This is a genomic window from Actinoplanes sp. NPDC048988 (assembly GCF_043197815.1).
In the GTDB taxonomy this organism is placed as follows: Bacteria; Actinomycetota; Actinomycetes; order Mycobacteriales; family Micromonosporaceae; genus Actinoplanes.
Genome location: NZ_JBICTW010000027.1, coordinates 68995 through 92770 on the forward strand (window position 1 = coordinate 68995; position 23776 = coordinate 92770).

Annotated in this window: 17 protein-coding genes; 6 read left to right on the forward strand and 11 right to left on the reverse strand. The window is 70.5% G+C overall.

The window, feature by feature from the left end; translation table 11 throughout:
* Positions 1–108: 108 nt before the first annotated feature.
* The 4 genes from ACGFJ7_RS44795 to ACGFJ7_RS44810 all read right to left on the reverse strand — a co-directional run bounded on the left by ACGFJ7_RS44795 (position 109) and on the right by ACGFJ7_RS44810 (position 5063).
* Positions 109–315, reverse strand: a complete 207-nt coding sequence (locus tag ACGFJ7_RS44795) for a hypothetical protein (RefSeq protein ID WP_392648382.1) — start codon at positions 313–315, stop codon at positions 109–111.
* Positions 316–2271: 1956 nt separating this feature from the next.
* Positions 2272–3894, reverse strand: a complete 1623-nt coding sequence (locus ACGFJ7_RS44800; protein WP_392648384.1) for a recombinase family protein — start codon at positions 3892–3894, stop codon at positions 2272–2274.
* A gap of 30 nt (positions 3895–3924) precedes the next feature.
* Positions 3925–4227, reverse strand: a complete 303-nt coding sequence (locus tag ACGFJ7_RS44805) for a spore photoproduct lyase family protein (protein WP_392648386.1) — start codon at positions 4225–4227, stop codon at positions 3925–3927.
* A 14-nt stretch (positions 4228–4241) separates the two neighbouring features.
* Positions 4242–5063 carry an SDR family NAD(P)-dependent oxidoreductase gene (locus ACGFJ7_RS44810; RefSeq protein ID WP_360257740.1) on the reverse strand — a complete coding sequence of 274 codons (822 nt, stop codon included), beginning with the start codon at positions 5061–5063 and terminating at the stop codon, positions 4242–4244.
* 66 nt (positions 5064–5129) lie between these two features.
* Here ACGFJ7_RS44810 and ACGFJ7_RS44815 point away from each other — a divergent pair, with 66 nt between their 5' ends.
* The gene (locus ACGFJ7_RS44815) at positions 5130–5768 is read left to right on the forward strand and encodes a TetR family transcriptional regulator (protein WP_392648388.1); all 639 of its coding nucleotides are present in this window, start codon (positions 5130–5132) and stop codon (positions 5766–5768) included.
* Here the strand turns inward: ACGFJ7_RS44815 and larC are convergent.
* The 3 genes from larC to ACGFJ7_RS44830 are packed head-to-tail and all read right to left on the reverse strand — an operon-like array spanning position 5704 to position 8460.
* Entirely contained in the window at positions 5704–6957 is a 1254-nt protein-coding gene (larC, locus tag ACGFJ7_RS44820; RefSeq protein WP_392648390.1) for a nickel pincer cofactor biosynthesis protein LarC, read from the reverse strand. The genes ACGFJ7_RS44815 and larC overlap by 65 nt on opposite strands.
* On the reverse strand, positions 6954–7619 hold the full coding sequence (larB, locus tag ACGFJ7_RS44825; protein ID WP_392648393.1) for a nickel pincer cofactor biosynthesis protein LarB: 666 nt from the start codon (positions 7617–7619) through the stop codon (positions 6954–6956). The genes larC and larB overlap by 4 nt, the downstream gene beginning before the upstream one ends.
* Positions 7612–8460: an ATP-dependent sacrificial sulfur transferase LarE gene (locus ACGFJ7_RS44830; protein WP_360257732.1), complete on the reverse strand. Its 849-nt coding sequence runs from the start codon at positions 8458–8460 to the stop codon at positions 7612–7614. The genes larB and ACGFJ7_RS44830 overlap by 8 nt, the downstream gene beginning before the upstream one ends.
* Before the next feature lie 67 nt (positions 8461–8527).
* On the opposite strand from ACGFJ7_RS44830, the gene ACGFJ7_RS44835 reads away from it, so the two are divergent.
* Positions 8528–9583, forward strand: coding sequence for a LacI family DNA-binding transcriptional regulator (locus tag ACGFJ7_RS44835; RefSeq protein WP_392648396.1), 1056 nt, complete (start codon positions 8528–8530; stop codon positions 9581–9583).
* Here the strand turns inward: ACGFJ7_RS44835 and ACGFJ7_RS44840 are convergent.
* A complete protein-coding gene (locus ACGFJ7_RS44840; RefSeq protein ID WP_392648398.1) occupies positions 9496–10713 on the reverse strand; it encodes a lactate racemase domain-containing protein in 1218 nt (405 codons plus the stop codon). The genes ACGFJ7_RS44835 and ACGFJ7_RS44840 overlap by 88 nt on opposite strands.
* Before the next feature lie 99 nt (positions 10714–10812).
* Here ACGFJ7_RS44840 and uxaC point away from each other — a divergent pair, with 99 nt between their 5' ends.
* Complete coding sequence (uxaC, locus tag ACGFJ7_RS44845) at positions 10813–12189, forward strand: glucuronate isomerase (RefSeq protein WP_392648400.1); 1377 nt, start codon at positions 10813–10815, stop codon at positions 12187–12189.
* Complete coding sequence (locus tag ACGFJ7_RS44850; protein WP_392648403.1) at positions 12186–13334, forward strand: mannitol dehydrogenase family protein; 1149 nt, start codon at positions 12186–12188, stop codon at positions 13332–13334. The genes uxaC and ACGFJ7_RS44850 overlap by 4 nt, the downstream gene beginning before the upstream one ends.
* Here ACGFJ7_RS44850 and ACGFJ7_RS44855 read toward each other — a convergent pair.
* Both ACGFJ7_RS44855 and ACGFJ7_RS44860 read right to left on the reverse strand, forming a co-directional pair.
* Positions 13321–14550: a hypothetical protein gene (locus ACGFJ7_RS44855; protein WP_360257722.1), complete on the reverse strand. Its 1230-nt coding sequence runs from the start codon at positions 14548–14550 to the stop codon at positions 13321–13323. The genes ACGFJ7_RS44850 and ACGFJ7_RS44855 overlap by 14 nt on opposite strands.
* Before the next feature lie 33 nt (positions 14551–14583).
* A complete protein-coding gene (locus tag ACGFJ7_RS44860; protein ID WP_360257720.1) occupies positions 14584–15177 on the reverse strand; it encodes a hypothetical protein in 594 nt (197 codons plus the stop codon).
* A 148-nt stretch (positions 15178–15325) separates the two neighbouring features.
* On the opposite strand from ACGFJ7_RS44860, the gene ACGFJ7_RS44865 reads away from it, so the two are divergent.
* A complete protein-coding gene (locus ACGFJ7_RS44865; RefSeq protein ID WP_392648406.1) occupies positions 15326–19315 on the forward strand; it encodes a tetratricopeptide repeat protein in 3990 nt (1329 codons plus the stop codon).
* Between the two features lie 6 nt (positions 19316–19321).
* On the opposite strand, the gene ACGFJ7_RS44870 is transcribed toward ACGFJ7_RS44865, so the two are convergent.
* On the reverse strand, positions 19322–20749 hold the full coding sequence (locus tag ACGFJ7_RS44870) for a Dyp-type peroxidase (RefSeq protein WP_392648409.1): 1428 nt from the start codon (positions 20747–20749) through the stop codon (positions 19322–19324).
* Between the two features lie 186 nt (positions 20750–20935).
* Here ACGFJ7_RS44870 and ACGFJ7_RS44875 point away from each other — a divergent pair, with 186 nt between their 5' ends.
* On the forward strand, positions 20936–23728 hold the full coding sequence (locus ACGFJ7_RS44875) for a S8 family serine peptidase (RefSeq protein WP_392648412.1): 2793 nt from the start codon (positions 20936–20938) through the stop codon (positions 23726–23728).
* The last annotated feature ends 48 nt before the right edge of the window (positions 23729–23776 follow it).

Consider the following 23776-nt stretch of genomic DNA (forward strand, 5'->3'; position numbering starts at 1 on the left):
CGGGGTGACGCCCAACAGTCGGTAGCGGCCGACTTGAAAAGGGCATGAAAAAAGGCCCCACCGGATCGGTGAGGCCCTAAGGAGTGGTGCTAGTCAGTTATGGCTGACTCAAACCGTGAGGAACGGTCGACCGTTCTCATCGACGGAAATCCCGGTCTCTTCGCGTAGCAAGAGTTCGTCATGTGCTGCCGAACCGATGACGCCATAGAGAGCTAGGCACGGATCGTTGTTCTCGACAGCCTCAGAGGCTCGCACAGAGAACTCACGCATGATCCGGATGAGATCAGGTGTAGGGATCTCGAACATCGCTGTCACGGCCGTGTGCTTCATTGGATGCCTATCTGGTATACGGCAGAAAGTTAGAACCCCGGCGGGTTCGGGTAACCAGTTCGAACCCCCGGGGAGTGCCTGGTTTTGATCCCCCGCGCAACCAGGAAGCGCGGCTGTGTGCCCTCTGCGGCTAACTAACAGAAGTCTTTGCGGCCGCTCTAGGCGGCGCCCTCAGCGGGAAAGTAAGCGGCGCGGAACTCTTGCCGGCCGCGGTTATAGACCGCATCCCAGTGAGCTTGACGTTCGGTGGCTTCACGAACGTTCTTGGCCTTACGGCGGCATTCCGGACCGCAATAGCGCGGATGCCTACCTGTGGCGCCGTTACGCGCGACCTCGGCGGCGCAAACCCAACAGTGGCGAATCATGTCTTCCCCTCAAGGTTACCGAGGGGAACACCCTCACTAAGTTCATCCGGCTACAAACGGCGGTTTCGTAGTCGGAAACTCCGGTGACCTGCGCAACACTTTTTGACGCGCTTACCGCCTCACTTAATACATCCACTTCCAAACAGTGGAATCGGAAGTAGAACCTCGTAAATGAGACCGAGGTCACCCACGGACCGCCGTAGGTTCCCACTATGTATTTCCGGTTAAAAACGCGGCAACCTTAACCATTCCAAATTGAATGAGTTGCAGGTCACAGGTTTCTGCGCTCTTGCGGCGCGGTTTCCTAACCCACAAGTTCGGGGCGCACCCCTCAGACTTACGCGACGCAAGGGCGATGGGTCCTTCCGGGGATCGACCAAAGTCTTAGACCCGCCGCCCGGCCACCTAGGATGACCCGATGGAACTCAAGCGTTTGAAGCCCGGGGAGTACCCCAGCGGTGGCAATTGGGACAAAGGCGGCTGCGTCATAACGACTCTGCAAATGTACGAGCGCATTCAACGGCGGCGAGCCCGGGAGGAAGCCGCACGAGCAGCAAGCGAGAGCAGCCCAGGCGGGGAGCCTACGCAGGCTCGCACCCATGGTGGTTGAGGGTTGCGCCGAGGGGTAGGCGCTTAGATCCCCTGGTGTTGCCAACAGGCAGACACAACCATGGTTGCCAGCGTTCTAGCTGGCACACCCATCGGATCACCTCTCGGTGGTGATCCTGAACTAGGTAACCCACATGGGTTCCCCTGAAGGAACCCTAGATAGTTTAGTTCTAATAACCAATCCCTTTAGGGATTGGTATTACTTGTGGTCCCCTGAGGGAACCCTTCAGGGAAGCTGAGGCGAAACACGTTGGTGTCACCACGCCCGATGGTGTGGTGTTCCTCGGTTAGCCACCCGTCCTCGACCAGGGCGCGGACGTAGGCGCCTACCTTCTTGTCTCCACCCCGAGGGCTGAACCCGAGCCTGTCAGCCAGCGTCGGGTAGGACGGCCGGATGTTGCGGCCGTACCGATCCCCGTACGTGCTCAGCACGAACGCCACGGCTAGCCGGGTGCTGAGGGATTGGCGCTCCCGCTTGACGGCGGGCGCGTTCCTGATGGCGTACTGCCAACCCCGGACGTTCACCCCGCCGGCCGCGGGCACATCCGGTGTTCGCTTCCCCCCGTGTTGCACGGGAAGATCATTTGAGGCACCTAGGGTCGCCGTAGGCGCGTCAGAACGGCCCGATGGGTACCCGGCATAGGGTTGATGATCTTGGACGCTCTCAGAGGCGCTGAGGGCTTCTTCTGCTCTGATCGGCTCACACCAGCCAACCTCAGTGCAAACCCAGATGCGCCCCTCGGAATCGAGAACCATGGGCGCCCCGTGGTCACAGGTAGGAACGTTGACAGGAACAAACAGGGGGCACCTCCGAGGTGGGTTGGGATTGGCAGACACCGGACCCTATGCCGGGGTCCGCCTCAGGTTCACCAAGCAAACGTAGGGCACACGCCGATAAGGATCACGCATGTCGATACAAAGAAACCCCCGCGGGTTGACCCACGGAGGTTCTGATATCCGCTTCGGATTACGTGGCGGCGGGAGCGTCCGCCATCAGTATCGAGCGCCCGTACTTCGCCGCGTGTTCAAATTGTTTCGCCGTGACTTCGTACGCTTCATCATCAATGGGCAGTGGCCTAAGTCGGCCCCGACGATCGTACGCATGAATATAGATGGGGGTCGCTGGAGCTGGGTTCGAGCCCGCGGGGAACACAACGACTTTCGGTAGCAGATCCCGAAGGAACAGCCGCTTCTGTTCGATCGACGCGTCGTCGAATTGCTCCCGGCTAGCCGGTTGAAGCCGAGCTGCGCGCTCGGTTTCCTCGACCGACTCGGCTAGCATCTGCTCAATTTCAGCAATCCGCTTTTCGATATTCTCGGTTCCGGACTCTAGCTGAAACAGCCGAATCTTGCGGCGGTTGTACGAGTCCGTCAATTGAATGAGCTCTTCATCCAAGTTCTTGCGCTCCTTGTCAAGCGCCTCACGGTCGATCGTCTTTAGCGGCCCGATAGCGTCCGCGAAATCCTCAGAGGTGAGCAGGCTGACAAGCAGATCCGTTAGGTATTCATCGATCGGCGCGGCGTTCAGTGAGATATGCCGATTGAGGCACTTGTACGTTCGCCGCCGGTCTGCCGGCCGGTTCCTGCCAGCGTTCGCTACGCCCGTCTTGAGCGTGTCCCCACAGATGCCGCACTCGATGATCCCAGGCCCGAGATAGCGAACGTGATTACCCGCCTTGTTCCGTGTCCTCGTGAGGACATTGACCAGGTCTTGCCAATCCTCGAAAGGAATGATGGGCTCCCAGTTGCCCATCGTTAGCTCATTCTTGTAGCGCGCCTGATAGTTGGGCTTGTCTTTATCGTTGCTCTTTTTCTTCACAAGAATAGTGCTGGGATTGTACGCTAAGCGGCCAGCGATGTGCGGGTTAGTCAGCGTCCACTTGACGGTAGGGAAGCGGTACGGAGTCTTCGTCTTTGGGGTGACAAAGCCACGGTTGTTCCATTCCCGCGCAACGCTGGCAAGCGTACCGCCGGCCATAACATGATTAGCTGCCCACCGGATAGCGTTGGCCTCATCCGGCACCTGCACAAAAGTCTGTTCGCCTTTAGCGTTCGTGCTAAATTCGTACCCAAAGGTACGAACACCCTTCAACGGAATCCCGTTAGCTACCTTGAAACGGTTTGTGGCCTTTTGGCGCCCGGACTTGTGCTCAACCTCGCCACGGGCAATCGCGCCTCGGATGCGGGCGTTCTCTCGCCCCCGGCTGGTGGTCAAGTCCAGATCACTCCCCGCTGTGAAGTACACGGGAACGGCTTCCGGCTGAAGAACGTCGATCAAGTCCTCAAGCTCGCGTGGCTGACGAACCAGCCTGTCATCATCACGGCACACGATCCGGACCACGCGCCCGGCCCCAGCGTCGGCTAGTAGCGCTTCGTAGTCCTCCCGGACCTTGGACGTGTCAGACGCGGACGACTCGTCCGCGTACACCACAACGGGCTCCGTCCACCCCTGGTGCTCGATGTACGCGAGACCGTCCGCGTGCTGTGCCGCGATCGACACTGACACCGTTGAGCGCTTGGACAGCCGCAGGTAGAGGGCCGTCCAGTTTCCCGAGGTAGGACGTTGTTTCCGGGGGATCATGGTCAACATCGTGACATGCGGCTACGATGGCGCCAAGTGCTACGAAATTTTGTAGCAGTTGGGGCAGGCCATGGCACAGCCGTTGGCCGTCGACGGCGCGATGAAGTCGGCTGAGCGCCCGTTGGGACGGGCGCTCAGCGACTTCTTCACCCCGAGGACGAGTGCCTCTTGCTTTATACGTACCCACCGATTCACGTTTGACTCATCCCCATACAACTCGGGGATGCGATTGTGGGTCTCCACCTCCACCAGCGTGGCGCCCGGAAACCGCGCCAGGACCTCTTTGCCGCGCGGCAACTCGGCCGCGGCGGCCTCGTAATAGATCCGGCTGACGTCTAGCACGAAACCCACCGTACCTAGTCGAAGTCCACCGATCGTCCCAGCTCGGCCCACCGCGCGTCCTCCGCGTTGAGGATCGCCATCTCGCGGCGCACGAGGTCGACGGCGTCGCGGCCCAGCGGCAGGTGCAGCGGCGGCTCCTCCATGGCGGTCACGTCGAGCAGGACCCGTGCCACCTTGACCGGGTCGATCGGCTCCCGGCCGCCCCGCCCGCGCAGGAACTCGCCCATCGCGCCCACGGTGGCCGCGTAGTTCTCCGAGACGGGCGGGATCTCCATCGACGAGCCCGACCAGTCCGTACGCATGGCGCCCGGCTCCGCCAGCGTGACCTTCACCCCCAGCGGCCCGGTCTCCTTGGCCAGCACACCGGAGAAGCCCTCGACGGCCCACTTGCCCGACTGGTAGGCGCCCACGCCCGGCGCCGTACCCCGCCCGCCGACCGAGGTCACCTGGATGAAGTGCCCGGCGCGCCGCTGGACGAAGTGCGGCAGCGCGGCCTTGGTCACGTACACAGTTCCGTAGAAGACCGAGTCCATCTGGGCGCGGAAGTCGTCCAGCGTGATGTCCTCGATCGGCACGAGGTTCGCGTAGCCCGCGTTGTTGACGACGACGTCGAGGTGCCCGAAGGCTTCGATCGCCGCGTCGACCGCCTCTTGCGCCCGCGCCGCGTCGGTGACGTCGAGGGTCAAGGGCAATAGCCGTTTCCCGTACGTCTCGACGAGGTCGCCGAACGCGCCGATGTTCCGCGCGGTGGCCGCGACGTGATGCCCGGCGGCGAGGGCTTCCTCGACGATCGCGCGCCCGAGGCCGCGGGAACTACCGGTGACAAACCAGTTCATCGCTGTCTCCTTTGTTGTCGTCCCGCAACCGAAGTTAACGCAATGATGTTGCGTTATCTTGGTGTCATGCCACACACCTTTCAGCGCGCCCGCTCGGTCGAGGCGAAAGAGGAGCGCACCGCCGCCCTGCTCACCGCCGCCCGGGCGCTCGCCACGCCCCAGGGGCTCCGAACCGTCACGCTGACCGAGATCGCTCAGGCCGCGGGCGTCCATGTCTCGGGCGTACGCCGGTACTTCGGCTCCCGTGAGGAGATCTTCCTGACCCTGGCCGCCGAGGAGTGGACCGCATGGGCGCACGCCGTCGAGGCCCGCCTGGAACCGGCGGACCTGGCCGGAACGCTGGCGGAGACGCTGGCCGAACGGCCGCTCTTCTGTGACCTGCTCGCGCACGTGCCGCTCAGTCTCGAGCGGGAGGTGTCGGCCGAGGCCGTCCACGCCTACAAGCTCGCCGCCCTGGCCGCCCTGGAGGTGCTGCTCGACGCCATCAGCGGCGTCACCTCCCTGTCCCGGGAGGCCGCACAGGACCTCGTCGCGGCGGTCACGAGCATCGCGGGCAGTCTGTGGCAGATCTCCCATCCGCCGGCCACGCTGGCCCGGCTGTACGCCGAGGACGAGCGGGTGGCCCACGCCGCCTCGGACTTCACGGCCCGGCTGGCCCGCCTGACCGGGGCTCTGGTGCGGGGCCTGGAGTCGCCGCGGCGCTAGGCAGGGGCGCCCCGACGACGAGCTCGTTCGCGGCCGCGGCGGCCAAGGCCTCGGACAGCACGGCCCGCTCGGGGCGGCCCTGCCGGGCGGCCAGGGCGGCCACGTCGGCGAACTCGGGCATGACCTGCACTATCACCCCGTCGAGGTGCCCGACTTTGATCGGCACGGAGACCCCCCCGACGTCGACCGGGACGAAGAGACGGGGCAGGGCGGTCTTGGCGCGCGGGGACTCCCGTACACCCAATGTGGTGGTCTCCTGGAAGATCCTGGCCCGCAGCGCCGGCGCCGCCGAGGGATCGCAGAGCACGCTCAGGGTGTGCGCGGGCCGTCCCTTCTTCATCAGGATGGGCACCAGCCAGGCGTCCGAGGCGCCGGCGGCCATCAGCCCCTCGACGACGCCCGGCCACAGCCGCGGGTCGAGGTCGTCCACGTTCGCCTCGAGCAGGACGGCCGGTTCGGCCGGACCGGCGGTTTCCGTACGGCCGACGAAGACCCGGACGACGTTCGGGCGGCCCGGGGTGTCGCGGCCGCCGGCACCGACGCCGGTCGCGTCCACACTCATGGCCGGAAGATCCTCACACCGGGCGGCCAGGGCCCGGATGACGGCCATGCCGGTCGGTGTCGCCAGTTCGCCGGTGCCGCCCGCGCGGATCCGCCAGTCCCGGGAGAGCTCGGCCACGGCCGGCGGCGGGACGGGTAGTTCACCGTGGGCGGTCCGCACCCGGCCGGAGCCGACCGCGACCTCACCCGCCGACACTGTGCCGGCCCCCAGGTCGTCCAGGGCGGCGCACACCCCGACCACGTCGGCGATCGAGTCGAGGGCGCCGACCTCGTGGAAGTGCACGTCCTCGGGGGGCACGCCGTGCACGGTGGCTTCGGCTTCGGCCAGCCGCGCGAAGACGGCCAGGGCCCGCTCACGGACGCCCGGAGGCAGATCGGCGGCCGCGAGCAGGTCGCGGATTCCCTGCCACGTCCGGTGCGGCGGGTTGCCGGCCAGGGGCCGCACCTCCGCTTTCACCGCTCGCAGACCGGCGCGCGAGACGGTCCGCATGCCGATCTCCACCGACCCCGGGACGACCGCCTCGACGGCTGCCCGGATGGCGTCGAGACCGGCACCGGCGTCGTGCAGGGCCGCGAGCAGCATGTCCCCCGCCACCCCGGCCGAGGCGTCGATCCAGGCGTGCCTCATGCGGCAGCCGCGATCTGGGCCGCGAGATGACCCGCCCCGTAGCCGTTGTCGATGTTCACGACGGCGACGCCGGGGGCGCAGGCGTTGAGCATGGACAGCAGCGGGGCCAGGCCACCGAAGGCCGCGCCGTAGCCCACCGAGGTCGGCAGGGCCACGACCGGCGCCGCGATCAGGCCGGCGACCACGCTGGGCAGCGCCCCGTCCATGCCCGCGGCGACCACGACGACCCGGGCCCGGCGCAGGAGCGGCAGGTGGGCGAGCACCCGGTGCAGCCCGGCGACCCCGACGTCGACGACCAGTTCGGTCTCCCGGCCCAGATACCGCGCGGTGTGCATCGCCTCCTTGGCGACCCGCAGGTCGGAGGTGCCGGCCGCCACCACCACGACCAGCCCGCCGGACGGCTCGGGTGGCTCCGGCGGATGGGCCAGCAGCCCCGCGTCCGGGTCGTGGAAGGCGTCCGGCCGCTCCCGCAGAACCGCTGAAGCGTGCTCGTCGCCGGCCCGGGTGAACAACGTGACGCCCGCTCCCCCACCGGTCGCGGCGATGGCCGCGACCTGCGCCGGCGTCTTGCCTTCGCAGTACACGGCCTCGGGATATCCCCGCCGGGCATACCGTTCGGCGTCCAGCCGGGCGAATTCCTCGATGTCGACGGGATCAGGCATGGGCGGCCGTGACCAGGGGGAGGGTGAAGGCGCCGGACTGGATGCCGGTGGCCAGGTCGAGGGCGGCGAAGCGGAACCCCGCGGCGACGATCGCGGCGTGGATGTCCTCGCGCAGGGTGGTGACGGCGCGGACCAGGTCGGCGGCGGGGAGTTCGACGCGGGCCACGTCGCCGTGGTGGCGTACCCGCAGGTCGCCCAGGCCGAGCCGGCGCAGAGCGGCCTCGGCGGCCTCGATCTGGCCCAGCTTCTCCCTGGTCACCGGGGTGAAGTGCGGGATGCGGGAGGCCAGGCAGGGCGCGGCCGGCTTGTCGGCGCTGGGCAGGCCGAACGCGCGGGCCAGGCCGCGCACCGCCGCCTTGTCCAGGCCCAGGTCGGCGAGGGGGCGCAGCACGCGGTGGTCGGCCGCCGCGCGGCTGCCGGGGCGGTCGGGGCGGCGGGCGTCGTCGGCGTTCTCGCCGTAGGCGACCGCGTCCAGGCCGTGCGCCGCCACCACCTCGTCGTCGATGCGGGTGAAGAGCTCGTGCTTGCAGTGGAAGCAGCGGTCCGGCCCGTTCGCCTGATATGCCGCCACCTCACCCTCATTGGTGCGGATCTCCACGACGGGAACGCCGATGTGCCGGGCCACCTCGTGGGCGCCGGCCCGCTCGTCGGCGGCCAGACTGGGTGAGACCCCGAGGATCGCCACCACGCGCCCGGGGCCCAGCACCCGGACGGCCAGCGCCAGCAGCACCGACGAGTCGACCCCGCCGGAGAAGGCCACCCCGAGCCGCTCGACGCCGTCGAGCAGTTCGGCGATCCGCCCGGCGACGTCATCGGGGAAGGCGGTGGGATGATCGGTCATGATCCTTATTTGATGCCCGGGGTGGGCGGGACGGCAAGCGGTTGCCACATGTTGCGGGAGGTGTGTGGTGGCTGAGCGGGCCCCGACGATCTACGACGTGGCCCGGGCGGCCGGGGTGGCCGCGTCGACCGTGTCGCGGGCGTTCGCGCGGCCGGGGCGGGTCAACTACGAGACGGCGGAGCGGATCCGGCGGGTGGCGGCCGAGCTCGGCTACCGGGCTCATCCGCTGGCACGGGAGCTGCCGTCCGGGCGTACCCACATGATCGGTCTTGGCGTCGCCGACATCGGGAACCCTTTCTACACCGAGATCATCCGCGGGGCGCAGGACGCGGCCACCGAGGCCGGCTACACGCTGATGCTGACCGACGCCCGCGAGTCGGGCACCCGGGAGCGGGAGGGGCTGGAACGGGCCCTCCCGGCCGTCGACGGGCTGGTGCTGGCCACCTCGCGCATGTCGGACTCGGCGATCCGGGCCCTCGCCAAGCAGCGGCCCGTGGTGGTGCTCAACCGGGCGGTGGCCGACGTGCCCAGCGTCATCTCCGACAACCCGGACGGTGTCCGCCGGGCGGTCGCGCACCTGGCCGATTCGGGGCACCGGGACATCACCTACCTGGCCGGGCCGGAGGCGTCGTGGGCGGACGGGATCCGCTGGCGCGCGCTGCGGGAGCTGGCGCCGGGCAGCCGGCGTCTGGGCCCGTACGCGCCGAGCGTGTCCGGCGGCGCGGAGGCCGCCGCCGACCTCGCGCGGCAGCCGGCCGGCGCCGTTCTGGCCTACAACGACGCGATGGCGATCGGGCTGATCCGGCGGCTCACGGCGATGGGCGCGCGGGTGCCGCGGGACGTCAGCGTGGTCAGCTTCGACAACATCGAGGCGGCCGAACTGGTGACGCCGGCCCTGACCACCGTGGCGGCGCCGCTGCGGGCGATGGGGCGTACGGCCGTCACGACCGTGCTGGCCATCGCGGACGGCGCCGTGCCGCGCACCACCGGGCCGCTGGTGTTGCCCTCGCGGCTGGTCGTGCGGACGTCGACGGCTCAGCGCAGCCGGAACAGGACCTCGCCGGCCTGGGGCACGACGAACGCGCCCGGATCGTCGAGGCGCACCGAGGCCGGGTCGAGATAGTCCAGGTTCGCGGCCCGTACGACGTCCTCGGGGATCCCGGTCGCCAGCGTGACCGTCACGCGGAGCCGTTCGCCCGCGACCGGGTCGTACGTGCCCGCCCCGCGCAGGTGGGTCGAGTGGGCCAGCACGCCCCAGTGGTAGCCCTTGAACCGGTCCCACTGCTTCAGGAAGTAGTCGCGGCAGTGGTACCCGATCTTCTCGATCTCGGGGTGCATGGCGGCGATCCGGGTGATGTGCGGCGCGTACAGGATGACCTGTCCCCCGTCGGCCACGACCGGCTCCACCTTGTAGAAGCCCTTCGCGCCGGTCCACATGTCGTCGTACTTCGTGGGGATGATCGACAAGACCTTCGAGACCGGGGCGTCGAGATAGCGTACGTGGGTCTCGGCCGACACTTCGGCCGCCGCGGCCCACGCTTGTTCGGGGGAGCCGAGCGCGGCCGCGTGCAGGGCGCCCGTTCCGGACTGCACGACCAGGCAGAGCGCCAGCCGGCGGCTCGGGATCAGCGCCGCCGCCTGGTCGATGAGGGCCCGTACGGGCGTCACCCCGCGCGTGCCGATGATGGAGGCGCTGGTGATGAGGGCGCCCAGCCAATGCGAGAAGTCGATGATCTCCTGCCCGGCCACCCCCGGGAAGAAGTACTTGTTGCCGCCGGAGAAGCCGACCACCTCGTGCGGGAAGACCGGCCCGATGACCAGGCACACGTCGTGCTCGACCACGGCCCGGTTGAGCACCACGTCGACGTCCTGGCTCATCCGGCCCTCGGACAGCTCGGCGACCCGGGCCGCCGGGATGACCCCGATCGAGGTCAGCGCCGACGGCTGCCACCACTCGTGGTTGCGGACGTCGAAGCCCTCGTACGGGCCGCCGAGGTGCGCGGCCAGCTGGTCCTCGGTCATCGGGGCGTGGGTGCCGAGCGCGACCAGCACCGTCACGTGCGAAGCGCGCCCGTGCAGGGCCTCGTGCACCGCCGAGAGCAGCATCGGCAGCGGGCAGCTCCGGGTCCCGTCCGGCACGATGACGCAGACGCTGCGCCCGTCCAGGTCGTGCGAGGCGAGGGTACGCAGGACGTAGTCGCGCACGGCCGCGTCGTCCAGGGTGACGTCCGGGCCGCCGAGGAGCTCGATCATGGCTCCACCCTGCGCCCGGACGCCGTGCCGGGGCAAGCGGACCGGGCAACACATGGCAACCGCTTGCCGTGCCCGCCCCGCGAGGGAAACCTCGATCTCATGGCGATGCGTGAGGACCGGCTGCTGCCGGCGGATCCGGCGGTACGGCCCGTGGCGCGGCGGCTCTACGAGGCGGTCCGCGACCTGCCGATCATCTCCCCCCATGGCCACGTGGACCCTCGGATGCTGCTGGCCGACGAGCCGTTCACCGACCCCACGGCCCTGTTCATCACCCCCGACCACTACGTGACCCGGCTGCTGCACGCCGGCGGCGTCACGCTGGACCGCCTCGGCGTGGGCCAGGGCCCGTTGACCGAGCAAAGGTCGAGGGAGGCCTGGCGGCTGCTCTGTGCCAACTGGGCGCTGCTGCGCGGCACTCCGGTGCGGTACTGGCTGGAAACCGAGTTCGCCGGCATCTACGGCATCACCGAGCGGCCGTCGGCCGGGAACGCGGACGACCTCTACGACCGGATCGCCGGCGCCGCCAAGCGGCCCCAGGAACTGTTGAACGGCTTCGGCATCGAGTTCCTGGCCACCACCGACGACCCGGCCGACGACCTCGGCCCGCACCGCGAGCTGGCCCGGACCGTGAAGACCCGGGTCGCGCCGACCTTCCGCCCCGACGCCTATCTCGAGCCGGCCGCCCCCGGCTGGGCCGGGAAGGTGGAACGTCTGGGTGCCGCCGCCGACACGGACGTCTCCCACTATCAGGGCTATCTGGCCGCTCTGGAGAGCCGGCGCCGCCACTTCAAGGCGAACGGGGCCGTGTCGGCCGACCACAGCCACGCCGACGCCCGGGCCGAGCCCGTCGACCACCCGGAACGCCTCTACGAGAAGGCGCTGCGGGGCGAGATCTCGGCCGAGGAGGGCGCCGCCTTCCGCCGCCACATGATGCTTCAGATGGCCCGGATGTCGGCCGAGGACGGCCTGGTGATGACGTTGCACCCGGGCATCCACCGCAACCATCACCCACCGACCTTCCAGCGGTACGGGCCGGACACCGGCCACGACATCCCGACCACCGTCGAGTTCACCCGGGCGCTGGCGCCCCTGCTGGCCCGGCACGGCACCGACCCCGGCTTCCACCTCGTGCTGTTCACCGTCGACGCCACCGTCTACAGCCGCGAGATCGCCCCGCTGGCCGGCTTCTACCCGTCGGTCTACGCCGGCGTGCCCTGGTGGTTCCTCGACAACCCGTCGGCCATCCGGCACTTCCAGGAGTCGGTCACCGAGATCGCCGGGTTCAGCCGCCTGTCCGGCTTCATCGACGACACCCGCGCGCTCTGCTCGATTCCGGCCCGGCACGACATGTCCCGCCGCCTCGACGCCGGCTATCTGGCCGGCCTGGTGTGCACCCACCGCCTCGACGAGGACGAGGCCCTGGAAACGCTCACCGCCCTCGTCACCGACCAGCCCCGGAAGGTCTTCAAGCTGTGATCGTCCACCTCGGACTCGGCAACTTCTTCCGCGCGCACCAGGCCTGGTACACGGCCGAGGCGAACGACGGCTGGGACATCGCCGCCTTCACCGGCCGCTCCGCGCATGCCCCGGACCCGCGGTACAAGCTGGTCACCCGTGGCCCGGAGACCGACGACGTCTCCTGGCCGGACGCCATCCGCGAGACGCATCCCGGCACCGACACGGCCGCCTGGGAAAGGCTCGTGGCCGACCGGGAAACGGCCATCGTGACTCTCACGGTCACCGAGAAGGCGTACGCGGGTGAGGACGTACCCGCCCGCCTGGTCAGGGGCCTGGCCGCGCGCAAGGACCGGGGAAGCGGCCCGATCGCGATCGTGCCCTGCGACAACCTGCCCGGCAACGGCGCCGTCACCCGCCGCGTGGTTCTCCGGTCGGCCCGCCGGACGGATCCGGCCCTGGCCGGCTGGATCGAGGAGAACGTCTCCTTCGTGTCCACCATGGTCGACCGGATCACGCCGGCCTCGACGGCGCCGGAGGTCGTCACCGAGCCGTACCACGAATGGGTCCTGCAGGGTGACTTCCCGGCCGGCCGGCCGGCCTGGGACACCGTCGGAGCTCGCTTCGTCGACGACGTGCTCCCCCACGAGCAGCGCAAATTGTGGCTGCTCAACGGCGGCCACTCGCTGCTGGCGTACGTGGGAAGCGCCCGCGGCCTGACCACCGTGGCCGAGGCCGTGGACGACCCGGAGTGCCGGGCCCGGCTGGAGACCTGGTGGGACGAGGCGGCCGCCGCGCTGCCGCTGCCCGCCGGCGAGGTCCGCGACTACCGGGCGGCGCTGGTCGAGCGCTGGAAGAACGCCCGTATCCGGCACCTGCTGGCGCAGATCGCCATGGACGGCTCGCAGAAGATCCCGGTCCGTGTCCTGCCGGTGCTGCGGTGGTCGCGGGAGCGCGAGAGCCTGCCGCACGGCGCGATCGGCATCCTGGCCGCCTGGCTCCGGCACCTGCACGGCGCCGGCGCCCCGGTCGACGACACCGGCGCGGCCCGCTTCGCGGCCGCGACCACCGCCCGCGAACTGCTCGGCCTGCTGGATCCCGCGCTCGCCGCCGACGACGGCCTGGTGGCCGCCCTCGACGACGAGCTGGGGGTCAGCTCACGGTGATCGTCCCGCTCGCGGAGCGGGTGCAGCGGACCGAACGGGCGGTGGCGACCGCGGCCCCGGACAGGCACTGGGCGAGGACGGCGTGGCCGGCCGCGTTCGGGTGCCACGACTCCTGGCAGGTCTGGAAGTAGGTGACGCAGGCGTTGGCGATCCGCTGGATGTCGAGCTTGTCGAGCCCGGCCAGGTCGGTCAGGAACACACCGGTCGGCCCGTCCTGCAACCGGATCGGCGTGGCCAGCGCGTTGCCGGGGCTGCCGGCCCGCTCACAGAGCCGGGCCCCGTCGAAGGCCGACTGCACGTTCAGGTACACCAGGTCGGGGAACTCGGTGCTGAGCGTGCCGTGCACGCCGGCCACGAGCGTGCCCAGGCCGGCCGAGAACGTGTGCCCCGGGCCGAGGCTGGCCCGGTGGATCGGGCAGCCCGCCCGGTACCGCTCGGCGCCCAGGGCCCGGAACTTGTCGCGGTCGTCGGCCCGGCCGTCCTCGGCGTGCAGGCTGCTCTCGAGCTCGGTCGGCAGCGGGTTCGTGTAGTCCTGGAAGACGACGCGGTGCACGCCGTCGGCGTCGATCTCGTCGAGCGTACGGAGAATGGCCCGGACCGCCGTGACCGTCTCGGCCTGGGCCGCCGTCAGCTGGGCCGGCGTGGCCAGGTCGCCGGGCGCGCACGGTTCCTGCGGCACCGGCCCGCCGAGATAGGCCCAGAACTCCCACCACCCGGTCCAGGCGTCGGCCACGAACCGGTTGGCGCACTTGACCGCCACGTCGCCGAAGGTGAACGACGAGTTGTTCGAGCCGAGGCCGATCAGTACCAGGTCGATGTCGTGGGTGCGGCCGACCGCGCGCAGCTGGTCGAGCTGGGAGGCGACCGTGCGGCCCTTCTCGCGAGCGCTCGACGCGGTCGCGATGTCGGCCGGCTGCCCGCCGGAGCAGGCCAGGTTGAAGCGGTCCTGGATGCCCGGCAGGGTGGCCTTCAGCAGCGAGGCGTCGGCCGAGCGGTGACAGAAGTAGGCGTTGCTGTTGGCCGCCGACCACCCCGGGAAGGCTTGCGCCTGCCCGGAGGCGTCGACGACGGGCTGGTAGTTGCCGGCGCCCTCACCGCTGATGAAGCTGTCGCCGAGGGCGACGGCGGCGGTCGGGAGCGCGGCCCGCGCGGGGGCCTGGATCAGCAGGAGGGGGAGGAGGGTGAGGACAGCGGGGACGGCGAATCGGCGCCACATGTCCCCGATCGGATCACGTCGGTTAGATGAACGTCAATCCTTGCAGGACGCGTCGCAGGCGCCGAGCGGGATGACCACGTCGGCGCTGTCGCGCTCGGCCGGCCAGAAGCCGTCGAGGCTCACCGCGACCCACGGGCCGACCGGCGGCCGGCTCCAGTCCAGCCGGAACTCGCCGTAGTAGTCGACGTCCTTGGTGACCTCGGCGTCGTCGGTCCGCGGGGTCCAGTACCGGGTGGACAGCACGTACTTGCCGTGGTCGCGGCCCGGGAAGGCCATCGTGCCCGGCGTCCGGGTGACGGTGATCATCTGGTCGAGCACGACGGTCTCGGGCTCGGGCACGTCGAGCGAGGGCACGCCCTCGTCCGGGACGACCTCGGCCAGCCGGTCGGAGAAGGCGTCCGGCTGGAACGGTTTGCCGTCCAGGGTCAGGCCGGTGTTCCAGGCCGCGCCCTCGCGCTTGGGCGGCGGCGAGGCGGCCAGCACGCGACGGTACAGAGCGGACGGTGGATTGCTTTCCGCGATGGGTGGGGCGTACGGATAGTCCAGCGGGGCGCCGAAGGCGAACCGCAAGGAGTGCACGCACGCGCCACGGAGCTCGAAAGCGACATCACTGAGCGGTTGACTCATGTCCGTATCCCCTCAAGATCGACAGTGACGAACAAGGACATTGACGAAAATGTCGAAATAGACGAAATTGGCGAGGTTGACGGCACGAACAATCCCGAACGAGCCGAGCGAACCCGACAGTAGGATCCGAAGGGTGGCGGCACAAGGCGTGACCGACGAGTCTGCGGTTACCCCCTCGTCACAGATCGTGAGCGAACTCGCCGCGACCTGGCGTTCCTACCTGCCCGACTACGCCCTCCGGCTTCGCGTGGCGACCGAGAGTGTCAGCAATCCGCCAATCACCCAGCGTGCCCAGGCGGTGGTCCTGTTCGCCGACGTCGTCGGCTTCACCGCCATGACGGAGAGCTTCGCCGGCTCCGGCGCCTACGGCACCGAGCAACTGACCAGGATCATCAATCACTGGTTCGAGCTGACCGCCGACACCATCGCCCGCTCCGGCGGCAGCGTGGTCGACTTCGCCGGCGACGCCCTCGTCGGCACCTTCCTGCACACGCCCGAGGACGCCCCCGAGGTGGCCCGCCGGGCCATCGAGTGCGCCGAGCTGATCCGCGCCGCCACCGCCGCGGTCGCGCCCGTCGAAACCCCGGACGGGCCGCTTTCGCTGACCATCCGGATCGGACTGGCCGGCGGCCCGTTGCAGGTGATGCTGGTCGGCGATCCCGCGATCCGCCTGCAACACCTGATCGCCGGCCCCGCGCTGGACGACGCGATCGACGCGCTGCACCGGGCCGGCCGCGGCGAGATCATCGCCGACGAGGCGCTGCGCGTGCTCGCGGACAAGGCCGGCCCGGCCGGCGACCGGCCCGGCGACGAGGAACCGCCGCTGCCCGGCGCCGAGCTCGAACGGCTGCTCAAGCCCTTCCTGCACCCGGCGATCCGGCAACGGCTGCGCTCCGGCCGCCACGAGCTGGTCAACGAGCACCGCAAAGTGACCACGGCCTTCGTCCGCCTGCCCGACCTCTCGGCCGACGACCCCGGCACGGTCCAGGCGCTGCAGGATTATTTGGCCGCCGGGGTCGGCATCATCGACCGGTACGGCGGGCACCTGCGCCACCTGATGGCCGACGACAAGGGCACCGTGCTGGTCGCCGTCTTCGGCACCCCGGTCAGCCACGAGGACGACGAGGAACGCGCGCTGCGCTGCTGCCTGGAACTGCTGGCGCTGCCCGGCGGCCCGTACCGGGGCGGGGTCACCACCGGACCGGTCTACTGCGGCGAGGTCGGCTCGGACGTGCGCCGCGAGTACGCGGTGGTCGGCGACGCGGTCAACCTGGCCGCCCGGCTCATGCAGGCGGCGCCGGCCCGCCGGCTGCTGATCGACCAGGCCACGTACGACCGCACCCGCGACCTCCTCATCGCCGAGGGCCCCCGGTTCGTGACCGCCAAGGGCAAGGCCGAGCCGGTTCCGGCGTGGACGGTCGTCGAGGTGTACGAGGCGCCGGCCCCGCTGCCATCGCCCGCCCCCGGGCCGGTGGTCGGCCGGTCGCGGGAGCTGGCCGTGCTCGACCGGGTGGTCCGCGAAGTGCACGGCGGCGCGGGCCGGGTGGTGTGGCTGCACGGCGAGGCCGGCGTCGGCAAGTCCCGGCTCGCCGCCGAGATGTGCCGGCTCACCGGCGAGCTCGGCTTCACCGGCTACGGCGACAGCTGCCGCTCGCACGGCACCAGCGCCAGCTACCTGGTCTGGCGCTCGATCTGGCGCGAGCTGCTGGAGATCGCGCCGGAGCTGCCGATCGACGAGCAGCGGCGGCTGCTCACCGAGCGCAGCGCCCGCTACGACGGCAGCGGCCAGCGGGCGCCGCTGCTGGCCGCCGTCATCAACCTGCCGATGGACGACACGGAGCTGACCGCCCAGCTCGACGTGGCCGGCCGTGACCACCTGCTGCGCTCGACGTTGCTGGCCTGCCTGTTCGACCGGGCCGCGGCGCAACCCCTGATCCTGCTGCTGGAGGACTGCCACTGGATCGACCCGGCCTCGCTGACGCTGCTCGACCTCATCTCCCGGCACATCGCCGACGTGCCGGTGCTGATCCTGGCCACCTCCCGGGAGCCGCTGCCGTACCGGCTGAGCGGGCGCGATCAAGTGGTCGATCTGCCGCTGGCGTCGATGACCGACGACGACGCCGACCGGCTGACCCTGCTGCGGTTGCGGGAACGCTACGGCCCCGGCACGCGGATCGCGGCCGGCCTCGTGCGCAGCCTGCGCGAGCAGACCGGCGGCAACGCGTTCTACATCGAGGAGCTGGTCAGCTACCTGCACCTCAACGACGTCGATCCGGGCGATCCGGGCGCGCTGGCCGAACTGCACCCGCCGGGCAGCCTCCAGCGGCTCGTGATGGCCCGCATCGACCAGCTCACCGACGCCGAGAAGGCGGCCATCAAGGTGGCCAGCGTGATCGGGCGGCGCTTCCGGCCGCCGTGGATCCACTCGGTCTACCCGGCCGCCGGCACCCGGCGCCAGCTCACCAACAGCCTGCGGCGGCTGCACAACCTCGACCTGACCCCGCAGGTCGAACCCGAGCCGGAGCCGGAGTACGAGTTCAAGCACCCGATCACCCAGGAGACGGCCTACCAGAGCATCACGTACGACACCCGGGCCACCCTGCACGAGCGGGTGGGCCTGTTCATCGAGTCGGCCTACCCCGACCGGCTTCCGCAGTACGTGGACGTCCTGGCGTTCCACTACGCGCGCACCGGGCGGGTCGACAAGCAGCGGTTCTGGTACCGGGCGGCCGGCGACCGGGCCAAGGCCATCTTCGCCAACGAGGCGGCCACGTACTACTACGGCCGGCTGCTGCCGCTGCTGCCCCGGGCCGAGCAGGCGGAGCTGCACATCGAGATCGGCACCGTGCACCAGCACACCGGCGAGTGGTCCGAGGCGGAGGACCACTACCGGCGGGCGATGCTGGTGGCCGGGGCCACCGGCCGGGCCGACATCGTCGCGGCCGGCCAGCGCCAGCTCGGCGACCTGCTGATGTACACCCACTCCTACGCCGAGTCGGTGACCTGGCTGGAACGGGCGATAGCCGGCTTCGAGAGTCTCGGCGACGAGGCCGGCCTGTCGCGCACGATGGACCGGCTGACGTTCGCGCTCTACCGCCAGGGCTCCTACCCGGAGGCCCTGGCCATGGCCGAGCGCCACCTCGCGCTGGCCACCCGGCGCGCGGACCTGTCGGCGATGAGCGCCGCGCTCGGCCACATCGGCCTCGTGCACCTCAACAGCGGCCGCCTCGAGGAGGCCCGCGACCACCTGCGCCGGTCGCTCACCGAGGCCGACCGGGCCGGCGACCGGCACCGCATCCTGCACACCGCCGGCAACCTCGGCTGGGCCGCGATGCGCGCCCGCGACCACGCGCAGGCCATCGCCTCGTACCGGCAGGCCATGGAGGTGGCCCGCGAGATCGGGGCGCGGCACGAGGCCAACGTCATCGCGGGCAACGTGGGCGAGATCTACCGGAAGGAGGGCGATTACGCCCGGGCCCGCAAGTGCGCGATGCGCTCGCTGCGAGTGGCGGTCGAGCTGCGCGACACCTCCAGCATGGCCGACCAGGTGGCCGAGCTGGCCGCGATCACCGCCGGCGAGGGCCGCCCGGGCGAGGCGCAGCGGCTGCTGGAACGGGCCATCGAGATGGCCCGCGCGCTGGACGCGCCGTACTTCCTCTGCGACTGGCTGCACCGGCTGGCCCGCCTGCACCTGGCCGAGGACCGCCCGGCGGTGGCCGAGCGGCTCAACAGCGAGGCGCTGCGGGTGGCCGAGGAGCACGGCGAGCGGGACACGCTGGTGAGCGCCTTCATCATGTCCGTACGCCTGCGGGCCGTGGCCGGCGAGATCGACGCCGCCCGCGCGGCCGAGACGCTGCGCGAGGCGGCGACGCGGTGGACCGAGCCGCACGAGCGGGCCGCGGTGCTGGACGCGGTGTGGCAGGCCGACCCCGAGGACACCGAGGCCCGCGACACGGCCGCCGACATCTACCGCACGCTCTACCGGCGCGCGCCCAGCGTCGACTACCGCGAGGCGTACCGCCGGCTCACCGGCACGCTGCTGCCGCCCGGCCCGATCCTGCCCGAACTGCCGGACTGGATCGCGGCCGACGACGGCGCCGACCTCGAGACCCTGCTGCGGCAGGCCGAGGGCGCCTGAGCCCGACTACCCGATCGGCGCCTCCCCCGCGAGTTGCCGGAGCGCGGGCAGGCTGGGCGCGAAGGCGTACACCGCGCCGGTCGTCGTCACGAAGCCGCCGAACGCCTGGCGCGGAATGCGGTCGACCACGTCCCGCGGCAGGCGCTCGCGCGCCTGCTCCTCGCTGAGACCCACGACGGGGTCGAGGCCGTCGACCCGGTTCTTGTCGGCGAGGCTCCGGCCGTACGCGTTGAGGGCGCTGGTCGGGAACCTGGGGTCGTTCACCCAATGCCGCAGCAGGAACTCGAACTGGTCCTCGATGCTGGCCACGTAGGCGTTGAACAGGATGCCCCGCTCCCGGTCGTCCGGCCGCTCCCGGTCGAAGGCCGGGCCGAAGGTGATGCCCCGGCGCAGCATCTTGTGGCCGCGGTCGCGGAACACGTCGTCCGCGCGCGGGTTCATCTTGCGGATGTGCGCGTACAGCGGGGTGTGCCGGCCGGACTCGTCACCGCCGTACGTGAAATCGTTCTGGTTCCGGGTGGCGGCGCCCGGCTCGAGCGAGGTGCCGTCGAGGGACCGGCCCAGGGCCTTGGCCGCGGCCTCGTCGGCCGTGGCGCCGCTGCCGCCCATCCGGCGCCACCAGCCGGCCGCGTCCTGGGTCATCCGGCGGAACACCTGGAAGGAGCCGCCGTGCATCCAGGTGGCCGGCCGGGGGCGCGGGGCCCAGTTCTGCGGCCGGCGCTCGCCCGGGTAGCCCAGGACGAACTCGCCGGGCGCGACGACCACCCCGCTTTGCTCGGGGTCACTGAAGCCGCGCACGCCCGGCTGCGAGATGCCGTCGGCGAACCCGAAGTGCTCGACCCGCCGGTTGCCCTCGTTGCGCCGCACCTCGCCCTGCTCGGACCAGAGCACCACGAGACCGGCCTCCTCGGCCCGCCGGCGCTCGTCGCGCAGCGCGTCGCCGATCGTCCGCTCGTCGTCGGCGGCCAGGGTGAGCAGCGCGTCGACGGGCGCGCCGGCCGGCTTGCCGACGACCCAGCGGGCCGGGTCGCTGGCGCCGACGTCGCCGAGCAGGGCCGGCGCCGTCGTGATCCGCCCGTCGGGGTCGATCCGAGTGCCCAGCGGGCCCCGCCAGAACGCGTCGAACGGCGCCAGGTCGGCCGCCACCTCCTGGTGCAGCAGGGTCAGGCCGGTGGCGGTGAGCCCGACGTTGAGCAGAACCGCCGACTGCTTGAGCCGCCGGCCCCGGCGGGCCCGGCCCTGACCCTCGTCGTCGCCGTCGAGCGCCCGTTCGACGTCGTCGGTCCCCGCGACCCGGCCGGCCGCCTCGCCCAGCCACGCGCGGGCCCCCGGCCGGTCGCTGCGGAACGACAGGGTCAGAAAGGCCTGGTACCGGCCGCCGAAGGGCAGCAGGATGTTGCCCTGGATCTTCGGTGCATCGGTTGAGATCGCCACGGTGGTCCCCTCGGTGAAGGATCTGCACACCGGAGGATGCCGCAGATGATCGCCGTTTCCGCCCCGCTGTCCTAAATCTGCCAGCGACCCGTTGCCGCCGATCATCCTTTCGGACGAGGGCCCCTCCACCTTTTTCTGGTCGAGTGGGGTGGGTCACGACCGATCGACAAGCCCGTGGCCAACCGAATGAAGACTGCAGCCGCCGCGGCCCTCGCGACCGCCTCGCTGACCGCTGTCACCGCCGCGCCGGCTCTCGCCGCGCCCGCTGACCCCACCCCGTCCTCACTTGTCGTTGGCCTGCGCAGCGACAGCGCGGCGGCCGGCACGGTGAGCGCCCTCGACGCCGAGCCGGGCATCAGTGTCCTGGGCAGTTCCACGACGCCCGCCCTGGACAGCCTGACCGTCACGGTTCCGGCCCGGGACCGCGCCGAGGCCGTCGCGGCGCTGCGCGACAACCCGGACGTCACCTACGTCGAGCCCAAGGCCGTCGCCTCGGTCGTCTCCACCGACGCCCCGAACGACCCCAGCTACCCGCAGCAGTGGGGCCTGTCCAAGATCAAGGCCTCCGGCGCCTGGGGCTACACCACCGGCGACGACGTCGTGGTCGCCGTCATCGACACCGGCGTCAGCCCGATCAGCGAGCTCGCCGGGCGCATCCGGCCGGGCTACGACTTCGTCAACGACGACTCCAGCCCGGTCGACGACAACGGGCACGGCACGAAGGCCGCCTCGGTCATCGCGGCCGAGGGCGACGACGCCACCGGCATCGCCGGCGTCTGCTGGAACTGCCAGATCCTGCCGGTCAAGGTGATGGGCGCGGACGGCCGGGGCACCACCGACCTCATCGCCAAGGGCCTCGTCTACGCCGTCGACCACGACGCCGACGTCATCAACCTCTCCCTCGGCAGCGCCACCGACACCCAGGTGGTGCGCGACGCCGTCGCCTACGCCGCCGCGCACGACGTCGTCGTCATCGCCTCCGCCGGCAACGACGGCAAGACGACCCCGTTCTACCCGGCCGCCGTGCCCGCCGCCATCGCCGTGGCCGGCTCGGACACCAACGACCTTCGCTACACCTGGTCGAACTACAACGCCGTGGGCAACACGTGGGTCGACGTGGCCGCGCCGGGCCAGAACTACGCGCAGGGCACCGACAACAAGTACTACTGGTTCGCCGGCACCAGCTCGGCCGGCCCGGTCGTCGCCGGCGTCGCCGCGCTCGCCCGCGCCGCCAAGCCGTCGGCCACCGCCGACCAGGTCCGCGCCGCCGTCGAGAGCACCACCGACCCGGTCGGCACCTGGGTCGCCCAGGGTCGCGTCAACGCCGAGAAGGCTCTCGCGGCCATCACCGGCGGCGTCACGCCCACGCCGGTGGTCCGGGACAACACTCCCCCGTCGGCCGCCTTCAGCGTCCCCGCCACCGCCACCGGCGTCGTCCCGGTCACCCTGACCGCCCCCTCGGACGACACGGCCCGCATGGAGCTGTTCGTCGCCGACAAGCTCGTCGCCACCGCGACCTCCGCGCCGTGGAGCATCGACTGGGACACGGCCGGCCTCGCCGGCCAGAAGACCGTGAAGGTGCGCGTCACCGACACCTCCGGCAACGTGATCACCGCGGCCGGCGTCGCCGTCACCATCGACAACATGGGCCCGGTGCTCAAGTGGGTCACCCCGGCCCCCAAGGGCAGCCTGCGCGGCACCGTCGCGGTGACCGCCACCGCCGCCGACCCCAGCGGGGTCACCTCGGTCGACGTGCTGGCCGGCGGCGAGGTCATCGGCAGCGACGACACCGCCCCCTACCGCATCGACCTCGACACCACCACCCTGGCCAGCGGGGAGACCGTGACGCTGCGGGCCACCGACAAGGTCGGCAACGTGACCACCATCGCCCGCGCCCTCACCCTGGACAACACCGCGCCGACCGTCGAGATCTCGGTGCCGGGCGTCCTCAAGGGCGCCGTGAGGATCACCCCGACCGTCGCCGACGACGTCGCGGTCAAGCAGGTCAAGGGCGTCGTCACCGATGACGACGGCAAGGTGCTGGCCACCCTGGTCTCGGCCAAGGCCCCGTGGACGCTGACCTGGAACACCGCCAAGCTGGCCGGCACCTATCACCTCGACGTGACCGCGTTCGACACCACCGGCAACACCACGACGGTCGCGACGACCGTGAACGTCGACAACGCGGCGCCCTCGGCCGCCGCCGACGTGCCGGCCGTGACCGGCGGGCCGATCACGGTCGCGCTGAGCAACCCGTCGGACGACACCGCGAAGATGGAACTGCTGCTCATCAACAAGGTGATCCGGACGATCGAGTCGGCGCCGTGGTCGATCGAGTGGACGCCGACGGCCTCCACCACGTACGCCCTCGGCGTGCGCGTCACCGACGCCGTCGGCAACGTGGCCACCACCACTCGTAAGGTCGTGACCGACCTGGCCGGCCCGAAGATCGCCTGGCCGACCCCGATCGCGTCGCTCCCGCTGCGCGGCACGGTCCAGGCGACCATGACCGCCACTGACGTCTCCGGCGTCGCGTCGGTCGAACTGCTCGCCGGCGACCAGGTCATCGGCGAGGACACCACCGGCCCGTACCAGGTCGAGGTCGACACCACCACGCTGACGGCGACGCAGGTGCTCACCGTGCGGGCCACCGACAAGCTCGGCAACGTCAGCACGCTCAGCCGCACCTTCACGGTCGACAACGAGGCCCCGGTCCTGGACGTCGCCCTGCCGGCCACCATGAGCGGCCTGGTCAAGCTCGCGCCCACGGTCAGCGACAACGCCGGCCTCAAGCAGGTCAAGCTGGTCATCAGCCAGAACGGCAAGATCCTCAACACGGTGGTGGCGGCCAAGGAGCCGTGGACCCTGCTCTGGAACACCACCAGCCTGACCGGCACGTACACCCTGACGGCGACCGCCACCGACAAGGCCGGCAACTCGGCCACCTGGACCGGCGACGCCACCGTCACCAAACGCTAACCATCGGCAGTGACGCGGCCCGGGAGGTTCTCCCGGGCCGCGTTTCTA

Excerpts from the sequence above, each read along its gene's own strand:
- ACGFJ7_RS44860 (WP_360257720.1), bottom strand. The coding sequence starts at position 15,177 with ATGAGTCAACCGCTCAGTGATGTCGCTTTCGAGCTCCGTGGCGCGTGC.
- ACGFJ7_RS44810 (WP_360257740.1), bottom strand. The coding sequence starts at position 5,063 with ATGAACTGGTTTGTCACCGGTAGTTCCCGCGGCCTCGGGCGCGCGATC.
- uxaC (WP_392648400.1), top strand. The coding sequence starts at position 10,813 with ATGGCGATGCGTGAGGACCGGCTGCTGCCGGCGGATCCGGCGGTACGG.
- ACGFJ7_RS44800 (WP_392648384.1), bottom strand. The coding sequence starts at position 3,894 with ATGTTGACCATGATCCCCCGGAAACAACGTCCTACCTCGGGAAACTGG.
- larB (WP_392648393.1), bottom strand. The coding sequence starts at position 7,619 with ATGCCTGATCCCGTCGACATCGAGGAATTCGCCCGGCTGGACGCCGAA.
- ACGFJ7_RS44875 (WP_392648412.1), top strand. The coding sequence starts at position 20,936 with ATGAAGACTGCAGCCGCCGCGGCCCTCGCGACCGCCTCGCTGACCGCT.
- ACGFJ7_RS44840 (WP_392648398.1), bottom strand. The coding sequence starts at position 10,713 with ATGATCGAGCTCCTCGGCGGCCCGGACGTCACCCTGGACGACGCGGCC.
- ACGFJ7_RS44855 (WP_360257722.1), bottom strand. The coding sequence starts at position 14,550 with ATGTGGCGCCGATTCGCCGTCCCCGCTGTCCTCACCCTCCTCCCCCTC.
- ACGFJ7_RS44830 (WP_360257732.1), bottom strand. The coding sequence starts at position 8,460 with ATGACCGATCATCCCACCGCCTTCCCCGATGACGTCGCCGGGCGGATC.
- ACGFJ7_RS44815 (WP_392648388.1), top strand. The coding sequence starts at position 5,130 with ATGCCACACACCTTTCAGCGCGCCCGCTCGGTCGAGGCGAAAGAGGAG.
- larC (WP_392648390.1), bottom strand. The coding sequence starts at position 6,957 with ATGAGGCACGCCTGGATCGACGCCTCGGCCGGGGTGGCGGGGGACATG.